Here is a 7995-nt window from a genome sequence, read left to right as displayed (position 1 = left end):
GAAGTGCGGGGCCGACGACCCCGCGCGCCCCCCCGGAGCGGCGGGGGCGCCCGTCGCCGTTTTTCTGCGTCGCTTCGTAAAACGACAGCGGCCATGTTGGGACGCACGGGACTCCCGGCGCCCTGCGCGGGGGCGACGGTTGAGTGTCGCGGCCGTACTGGCGCTGTTGCTCGCACCCACCGCCGCCCAAGCCCAGGCGCTAGCGTGCAAGATCCTCGATCGCACCCCGGTCCCGCGGCTCGAGCAGCCCAAGCGCGACGAGCCGTTGCGCAAGACCCCGACCACCGGCTATTTGCCCAGTATGAGCTGGTCGCCGCAGCATTGCGCGAGCGTCCGCAACACCCGCGACGGACGCGATCGGTTCCAGTGAGCGGGCGAGAATCGCCGCTTTGGCTGGGTACTCCGCGGGTTGTGGCCCGAAACCGACAGCCGCGATTATCCGCAATGGTGCCGCCCGGCTAAGATCGTGCCGCAGCCAGTGGTGCGCGAGCATCTCTGCATGACGCCGTCGGCGCAACTGCTTCAGCATGAATGGGCGAAGCATGGCACCTGCATGAGCCCGAACCCCGCCGCCTATATTCCTTCGGCCGCCATGCTGTTCCGCGCAGTGCGCTTTCCCGACATGGCGACGCTGGCGGCAAGGCTGCAGACGGCGGGCAGCATCCGCCGCGCGTTCGCCGCCGCCAATTCGGGCGTGACGGCGCCGATTATCGCGGTGACGACCGATCGGCAGGGGTGGCTAAAGGAAGTGCGGCTGTGCCTTGGCCCGCGGATGCGGCCGCAGCGCTGCAATCCGTTTCAGGTCGGCGCGCGCGATGGGCTGACGGTGCGGGTGCGACCGATAGAGAAAGACTAACCCCTGTGCCGCTTTGACACGCCGCATGTGTTAACGATCTTTTAACCTTACCAAAACGTTAAGACCGACATAGCTTGTCGGGCATGGACTCGGATCACATCGACATTCGCCGCCGGATTCAGGCGCATAGCGCCCGGAAGCTGACAATCGCACGGTTGAGCGCGCCTGCCGACTGGCAGGGCGAATTGCGGCAGGCGCTGGCGGCGCACCGCGAGCCGGTGACGATTTTTGCGGGTAGCGACCTGCGGCTGTTTTTGCAGAGTTTCGCGGTGTTTTTCACCGCTACGATGATGTTTTTGATCTGACGGCAGCTGACGACTAGACCTACACTTTCGTCATCCCGGACTTGATCCAGGATCCATCCGCCCTCTCAGTATAGGGTGATGCAAGGTCTCCTGGACCCCGGATCAAGTCCAGGATGACGAAGATATGAGGTCCGATCCCCATCCCGAGCCAGCCTAATCACACGCCTTGTGCAGCTTCCACGCCAGCACCGACGATACCAGACACATCGCGGCAACCATCAGGAGCGTGTCGTCGATCGTCAGACCGATGCCGATCAGCACGCTGAGCAGCAAGGTCGCCGCCACCATGAAGCCCGAATTGACGATGTTATTGGCGGCTACGGTGCGCGCGGTCTGTGATTTGGCGACGGTCGTGGTCAGGAATGCATAGAGCGGGACGACGAACATGCCACCCGCGATCGCGATGCCGAGCAGGTCGAGGATGATGCGGTCGCCGGTCGTCAGCGCCAGAAACGCGCGCCAGTTCATCAGACCGGGGTCGACATTCTCCCAGCCCTTCACATTCCACCACAGGTCGAGGACGAACAGCCCCATCACGATCACCGATCCGGGCGAATAGCGTGCCGAGACATGGCCCTTGAGCAGCCGGTTGACGATGATCGAGCCGATCGCGACGCCGACCGAGAAGATCGCAGTGAACAGCGTCGCAACGGTGTTGTCGGCGCCGAGCGCGTTTTTGACAAGCGGCGGGAATTGTGCGGCAAGGATGGCGCCGATCGCCCAGAAAAAGCTTATCGAGACGATCGCCAGGAACAGGCGCGGGATGTGCATGGTGGAATTGACCAGCCGCCACGACGAGCGAAAGACATTATAGTCTATGACCAGTCCCTTGGCCTCAGTTTCGGGCGGCGCGGCGGGGACGTAGCTAGCGGTCAGGCGGCCGATGACCGCCACGATGATAATCCCGGGCATGGCAATGTGCGGCGGGGTGAGGCCGCCGACAATGGTGCCGCCGAGAATGGCGATATAGGTACCCGCCTCGACCCAGCCGGTTCCGGCGAGAACCTCATCCTCCTCCAGATGCTGCGGCAGAATGGCATATTTGATCGGGCCGAAGAAGGTCGAGTGGGTGCCCATTGCGAACAGCGCGAGCAGCATGACCGGGACCAGATGCAGCCAGATGCCGACCGCGCCGACGATCATGATGAAAATTTCTGCGGTTTTGATCAGGCGGATCATCCGCGTCTTGTCGGTACTGTCGGCCAGTTGCCCGGCCAGCGCGGAAAACAGGAAGAAGGGCAGGATGAACAGGCCGCCCGCCAGCGCGTTGAACCACGCCTCGGTTTCCGGGTCCTTGTATATGGTGAAGGTGACGAGGATCACCATCGCCATCTTGTAGAAATTGTCGTTGAAGGCGTTAAGGAACTGGGTTGCGAACAGAGGCAAAAACCGGCGTTGCTTCATCAGCGCAAAGGAACCGATCATTGAAAATCCACTTTTGCAGCCTGACATTCCAACAACGCAGGGACTTCACGGCAATATTGTTGTCGCGCGGGGGGCTTATCGGTTAGGGCGGACGCGGTCAAAGCCCATTTTGGGCCGGACGAAACGCGGGCGCTGGAATCAGGAATTATGCTGAGTCTTCCGAACATCCTGACATTATCGCGCATTTTGGCGGTGCCCATCCTGCTGTTTCTGCTGTGGCCCGGGGTGACCCAAGGATCGCACCAGCCCAAGCCGATCGACTATGCGCTGGCGTTCGGTCTGTACTGCCTGATGGGCATTACCGATTATTTTGACGGTTATGTGGCACGTTCGCGCGGCATCGTGTCGCGGCTGGGTGCCTTCCTCGACCCGATCGCCGACAAGATCATGATTGCGGCTGTGATCCTGCTGCTCGTCTTTACTCGTGACATCACCGGCTATCATGTCATTGCGGCGCTGATGATCCTGCTGCGCGAGATCATCGTGTCGGGGCTGCGCGAGTTCCTGGCGACGTTGCAAGTGTCGATGCCGGTGACGCAGCTGGCGAAATGGAAAACGACGTTTCAGCTGGTCGCATTCGGCGCGCTGATCCTGGCGGGGGCACTGCCGGCGATGGAGTGGGTCAAGACGGTCGGGCTGGCCTCGCTGTGGGGCGCCGCGGTGCTGACGCTGATCACCGGCTGGGATTATCTGCGCGTCGGCCTGAAGCATATGGACTAGCGCGATGGCGCTGACGATTTCTTATTTCGCCTGGGTGCGCGAGCAGATGGGGGTGGCCGAGGAGGTTGTCGAGCTGCCCGTCGAACTTGCGGACCTGACCGCTCTGCTGGCGTGGCTGGCTGCGCGTGACGGCCGTGGCGCGCTGGCCTTTGCCGAGCCGCAGCGCATTCGCGCCGCGATCGATGGCGTGATGATGGGACCGCGGGCGCCGCTCGTCGGCGCGCGCGAGATCGCGCTGTTCCCGCCGGTGACGGGCGGATGATCCGCGTCGCGGTGCAGGCGGCAGCGATCGATGTCGGCGCCGAACTCGACCTGCACGATGCGGGCGGTCATGGCGCGAGTGCCAGCTTTGTCGGGCGGGTGCGCGGTGATGGAGGGCTGGTCGAGCTGTTCCTGGAGCATCATCCGGTGATGACCGAAGCGGGGCTGGGCGATCTGGCGCATGCCGCGGCTGACCGGTGGCAGCTGGGGGCGCTGACGCTGATCCACCGGGTCGAGGCGATGGCACCGGGCGACACGATCGTGCTGGTACTGGCGAGCAGCCCGCACCGCAGCGAAGCGCTGGCGGCGTGCGAGTTTCTGATCGACCGGCTGAAGACCGACGTGATGCTGTGGAAGCGCGAGACGTTTGGCGATGGGCGCGTCACGTGGGTTGAGGCGCGTGAGGGGGATGCGGTGCGGGCGGAGCGGTGGGCGCGCTAGCCTAGCAGCCGCTCCCCCGGGGGCGCGGGGGGGGGGGGGGGGGTGGGGGTGGGGGCGGGGGGGGCGGGGGGGGCGCGCTACCCCCCCCGCCGCCCCCCCGCGCCAAGACGAGGGGCTCGTTCGATCGGAGCGAGCACCGCTTATGGGCATGCCTCGACTTCGCTCGGCACATAGCCCCTCGTCTTCGCTCGGGGCAGCGGGGTCGGCATTAACCCTCCCGATGTTTCCGGAAAATATCCGCCAGCATCTTGAACTCGTCGGCGCGCGGGCTGCCTTTGCGCCACACGAGCGCGATCGTGCGCCAGTCATGGTCCGAATCGAGCGGGCGGGTGTCAATGTCGGTGTGGTCGAGGATGCCGGCCTCGATCGCCATCTGCGGCAACATCGTGATGCCGAGGCCGTTATCGACCATCTGGACCAGCGTGTGCAGCGACGTTCCCATCATCCGCGCCCCGGCGCGCAGCTCGGGGCGGTTGCATGCGGCGAGGGCGTGGTCTTTCAGGCAATGGCCATCCTCGAGCATCAGCATTTGCGCCGGGTCGATCTGGTCGGCGCTGACCATCGCGGGCAGGTCGTCGGACTGGTCGCCGGGAAAGGCGACGAACAGTGCGTCTTCGAACAGCTCCTCGCTCTCGACGTCGCCGCATGCGTAGGGGAGGGCGAGCAGCACGCAATCGACGGTGCCGTGGTGCAGCGATTCGCACGCCTGCGCGCTGGGTTCTTCGCGCAGGAACAGCTTGAGTGCCGGGCGTTCCTTGCGCAGCAGGCGGAGCATGCCCGGGAGCAGGAAGGGCGCGATTGTCGGGATGACGCTCATGCGCAGGTCGCCGACGAGCGGCGCGGCGGCGGCGGCGGCCATGTCGGCGAGCTCCTCGGCCTCGCGCAGCACGCGGTGCGCCTTTTCGACGATGGCGTTGCCGAGCCCGGTGAAGCGGACGACGCGGCGGGTGCGCTCGACGAGGGTCGGGCCGAGCAGGGTTTCTAGCTCGCGGATGCCCGCTGACAGCGTCGACTGGGTGACGTTGCAGGCGTCGGCGGCGCGGCCGAAATGGCCATGTTCGTGCAGCGCGACGAGATATTGCATCTGCTTGAGGGTCGGGAGGTAGTTGGACATTGATCGAATATAGCCATGAATCGGGTCGTTTTGAATGGTTTTGGCGATAATTATTCATCACCATAGTGGCGGCGATTGCTGTCGATTTCTGCGGCGCTATGATCGCCAATCGGAGCGAACGGGGCGGAGGGGCGAATGGCGATTTCCCGTTTTCTGATCGGCGGTGTGGCGAGCGCGCTGCTGCTGACCGACGGTCTGTTTATGTGGGCGGGCTACCCAGATCGCCGAGGATGAAGTGTTGCCCGCGCCACCGCCTGCGTTGGCCGCAATTCCGGTGGCAGGGGCCAATGCGCCGATGCGCGGACCGGCGCCTCCTGCTTTGCCTGAGGCAAAAGATGCATCGCGCGAAGAGCGGCGCTTCAACCGCTTTGACCGCGACCGCAACGAGCGGATCAGTCGGGTCGAGCTGAAGTCGTCGCGCACACCGGCGTTTCGCAAGCTCAACAAGGATGGCAATAATCTGCTGACGTTCGAGGAGTGGGCCGCGGCGACGGGCGAGCGGTTTACGGGGGCCGATGGAGATAAGTCGGGCGATCTGACGCGCGCGGAGCTTGCGACGACGGCGCCGAAGCGTGCGGTGAAGGCGAAGTGCGCCTCTGCGAAGGCAGGGGCCGCTGTCGTTTTACCCGGCGATGTTGGATTGGGCCTCCAGCGGTCCCCGCCTACGCGGGGGCGACGTTTATGCCGTCACACCCTCCGCGACCTTTACCCAATCCGCCAGCGCGGCACCCGCCCGCGCTGTATAGCCAAGCTTGCGATCTTTCTTGCGCACATCCTCGGCCAACGGCGGAAATAGCCCGAAGTTGACGTTCATTGGCTGGTAGCTCGCGGCATCCGCGCCACCTGTGATATGGCCGAGCAGCGCGCCGAGCGCCGTTTCGGGTGGCGGCGGGGGCAGGCTGCGGCCCGCGAGTTCGGCAGCAACAAAGCGTGCGGCGATCAGGCCGATTGCGGCGCTTTCGACATAGCCTTCGCAGCCGGTGATCTGTCCGGCAAAACGGATATGCGGCGCCGATTTGAGGCGCAGCTGCGCGTCGAGCAATTCGGGCGAGCGAATGAAACTGTTGCGGTGGAGACCGCCGAGGCGCGCGAATTCGGCCTTTTCGAGGCCGGGGATGGTGCGGAACAGTTCGACCTGCGCGGCGTGCTTCAGCTTGGTCTGGAAACCGACCATGTTCCACAGCGTGCCGAGCGCATTGTCCTGGCGCAGCTGGACCACGGCATAGGGCCAGCGCCCGGTGCGCGGATTGTCCAGGCCCACGCCCTTCATCGGGCCGAAGCGCAAAGTTTCGGGGCCGCGCTCGGCCATCACCTCGATCGGCATGCAGCCTTCGAAATAGGGGGTGTTGGTTTCCCATTCCTTGAACTCGGTCTTGTCGCCGTCGACGAGTCCCTGGACGAAGGCGTGGTACTGGTCCTTGTCCATCGGGCAGTTGATGTAATCCTTGCCGTCGCCAATCGGTCCAACCTTGTCCCAGCGGCTGGCCATCCATGCGATGTCCATGTCGATGCTGTCGCGATAGACGATGGGCGCGATGGCGTCGAAAAAGGCGAGCGCATCTTTGCCGGTCGCGGCGCCGATGCTGGATGCGAGGTCGGCGGCGGTCAGCGGGCCGGTGGCGACGATGGTGAGGCCTTCGGTCGGCAGCGTGTCGATGCGTTCGCGGACGATGGTGATGTTCGGATGGCTTTCGAGCGCGTTGGTGACTCCGCCCGAGAACAGGTCACGGTCGACCGCGAGCGCCGATCCTGCGGGTACCTTGTGGACGTCGGCTTCGCGCATGATGATCGAACCCAGCGTGCGCATTTCGCGGTGGAGCAGGCCGACGGCGTTGCTGTCGCCGTCGTCGCTGCGAAAGCTGTTCGAGCACACCATCTCGGCCAGCGCGTCGCCCTGATGCGCCGGGGTCATGTCACCGCCGCCGCGCATTTCGGAGAGGCGAACGCGATATCCAGCCTCGGCGAGCTGCCAGGCGGCTTCGGATCCGGCGAGGCCGCCGCCGATGATGTGCACGTCGTATTCCGCCATTTACCCTATCCGTTGACTTGCGACCAATTCGCCGCGCAGTAGGCGGGTTGCGGGCAAGATGCAAAGGGGCGGGGCATGAGTGAGCAGGGTTGGGATCGCGCACGGTGGCTGTGGTGGGCGGCGCTGGTCGGCGGGCTCAGCTATTTCGTTGCGGTGTATATGCGGCTCGACGGGCCGGCGATCTGGGCGTGGAAGGCGGCCGGGGTCGGGCTACTCGCGGTCTGGGCCTCGGCAAACGCGCGGAGCAGGGACGGCAAGCTGATCGCGGCAGTGCTGGCGTTTGGGGCGCTGGGCGACTGGTTGCTCGATGCGGTCGGGATGCTGGCGGGGGCGGCGGCGTTTGCGACGGGGCATCTGATCGCGATCATATTGTATTTGCGCAATCGGCGGCGCAGCCTGACGTCGTCGCAGGGGTTGTTGGCGTGGGCGCTGGTGCCGCTGGCGTTGATCATCGCCTGGGGGCTGACGCGCGGGGCGGAGGCCGCGCTAATGGGCGCGGCGATTGCCTATACTGGTGGGGTCTCGATCATGGCAGCGACGGCGTGGATCAGTCGCTTCCCGCGCTATCGCACCGGGATTGGCGCGATGGCGTTCCTTGCGAGCGACTTGTTCATCTTTGCCGGTGAGGGCGGCACACTGTCGAAAGACGTGACGTTGTGGCTGGTGTGGCCGCTGTATTTCGGCGGACAAGCGCTGATTGCGTGGGGGGTGGCGAGTACGCTGGCAAAGGAAGCGCGCAGTTGAGTGGCCGGAAGCGACCGAAACTAGCCGTCGCCTCCGCGAAGGCGGGGGCCGCTGGCAGTTTACACAGCGACGGAGGAAAAAGGCGCTTGCGGCCCCCGCC

9 protein-coding genes and 1 pseudogene are annotated in these 7995 nt (G+C 64.9%); 7 read left to right on the top strand and 3 right to left on the bottom strand.

The window, feature by feature from the left end; genetic code table 11:
• Window positions 1–139 precede the first annotated feature (139 nt).
• From K0M74_RS18465 to K0M74_RS18455, 3 genes and pseudogenes are all read left to right on the top strand, one after another.
• Entirely contained in the window at window positions 140–370 is a 231-nt protein-coding gene (locus K0M74_RS18465; protein ID WP_293975791.1) for a hypothetical protein, read from the top strand.
• Window positions 371–403: 33 nt separating this feature from the next.
• Window positions 404–856: pseudogene (locus tag K0M74_RS18460) on the top strand (ribonuclease T(2)); the annotation flags it as partial.
• 83 nt (window positions 857–939) lie between these two features.
• On the top strand, window positions 940–1161 hold the full coding sequence (locus K0M74_RS18455) for a hypothetical protein (RefSeq protein ID WP_293975789.1): 222 nt from the start codon (window positions 940–942) through the stop codon (window positions 1159–1161).
• A gap of 153 nt (window positions 1162–1314) precedes the next feature.
• Here the strand turns inward: K0M74_RS18455 and K0M74_RS18450 are convergent, their stop codons facing one another.
• Window positions 1315–2586 carry an MFS transporter gene (locus tag K0M74_RS18450; RefSeq protein WP_293975787.1) on the bottom strand — a complete coding sequence of 424 codons (1272 nt, stop codon included), beginning with the start codon at window positions 2584–2586 and terminating at the stop codon, window positions 1315–1317.
• 147 nt (window positions 2587–2733) lie between these two features.
• Between K0M74_RS18450 and pgsA the strand changes: the two genes are divergently transcribed.
• From pgsA to K0M74_RS18435, 3 genes are read left to right on the top strand one after another with little or no spacing between them, the layout of a single operon-like run.
• Entirely contained in the window at window positions 2734–3306 is a 573-nt protein-coding gene (gene pgsA / locus K0M74_RS18445) for a CDP-diacylglycerol--glycerol-3-phosphate 3-phosphatidyltransferase (protein WP_293975785.1), read from the top strand.
• Window positions 3307–3310: 4 nt separating this feature from the next.
• Complete coding sequence (locus tag K0M74_RS18440) at window positions 3311–3568, top strand: MoaD/ThiS family protein (protein ID WP_293975783.1); 258 nt, start codon at window positions 3311–3313, stop codon at window positions 3566–3568.
• Complete coding sequence (locus tag K0M74_RS18435) at window positions 3565–4008, top strand: molybdenum cofactor biosynthesis protein MoaE (protein WP_293975781.1); 444 nt, start codon at window positions 3565–3567, stop codon at window positions 4006–4008. The genes K0M74_RS18440 and K0M74_RS18435 overlap by 4 nt, the downstream gene beginning before the upstream one ends.
• Before the next feature lie 208 nt (window positions 4009–4216).
• On the opposite strand, the gene K0M74_RS18430 is transcribed toward K0M74_RS18435, so the two are convergent.
• On the bottom strand, window positions 4217–5122 hold the full coding sequence (locus tag K0M74_RS18430) for a hydrogen peroxide-inducible genes activator (protein ID WP_293975779.1): 906 nt from the start codon (window positions 5120–5122) through the stop codon (window positions 4217–4219).
• A gap of 679 nt (window positions 5123–5801) precedes the next feature.
• Entirely contained in the window at window positions 5802–7151 is a 1350-nt protein-coding gene (gene trmFO / locus K0M74_RS18420; RefSeq protein ID WP_293975777.1) for a methylenetetrahydrofolate--tRNA-(uracil(54)-C(5))-methyltransferase (FADH(2)-oxidizing) TrmFO, read from the bottom strand.
• A 75-nt stretch (window positions 7152–7226) separates the two neighbouring features.
• On the opposite strand from trmFO, the gene K0M74_RS18415 reads away from it, so the two are divergent.
• The gene (locus K0M74_RS18415) at window positions 7227–7895 is read left to right on the top strand and encodes a lysoplasmalogenase (RefSeq protein WP_293975775.1); all 669 of its coding nucleotides are present in this window, start codon (window positions 7227–7229) and stop codon (window positions 7893–7895) included.
• Window positions 7896–7995 lie beyond the last annotated feature (100 nt).

It is taken from the genome of Sphingopyxis sp., from assembly GCF_019459305.1.
Taxonomy (GTDB): domain Bacteria; phylum Pseudomonadota; class Alphaproteobacteria; order Sphingomonadales; family Sphingomonadaceae; genus Sphingopyxis.
Note: the sequence above shows the minus strand (reverse complement) of the source record. Positions and strands in the feature narration are given on the sequence as shown.

Bases quoted from the DNA above. Each gene is read 5' to 3' on its own strand.
- K0M74_RS18455 (WP_293975789.1), top strand. From the start codon at position 940: ATGGACTCGGATCACATCGACATTCGCCGCCGGATTCAGGCGCATAGC.
- K0M74_RS18450 (WP_293975787.1), bottom strand. From the start codon at position 2,586: ATGATCGGTTCCTTTGCGCTGATGAAGCAACGCCGGTTTTTGCCTCTG.
- pgsA (WP_293975785.1), top strand. From the start codon at position 2,734: ATGCTGAGTCTTCCGAACATCCTGACATTATCGCGCATTTTGGCGGTG.
- K0M74_RS18440 (WP_293975783.1), top strand. From the start codon at position 3,311: ATGGCGCTGACGATTTCTTATTTCGCCTGGGTGCGCGAGCAGATGGGG.
- K0M74_RS18435 (WP_293975781.1), top strand. From the start codon at position 3,565: ATGATCCGCGTCGCGGTGCAGGCGGCAGCGATCGATGTCGGCGCCGAA.
- K0M74_RS18430 (WP_293975779.1), bottom strand. From the start codon at position 5,122: ATGTCCAACTACCTCCCGACCCTCAAGCAGATGCAATATCTCGTCGCG.
- trmFO (WP_293975777.1), bottom strand. From the start codon at position 7,151: ATGGCGGAATACGACGTGCACATCATCGGCGGCGGCCTCGCCGGATCC.
- K0M74_RS18415 (WP_293975775.1), top strand. From the start codon at position 7,227: ATGAGTGAGCAGGGTTGGGATCGCGCACGGTGGCTGTGGTGGGCGGCG.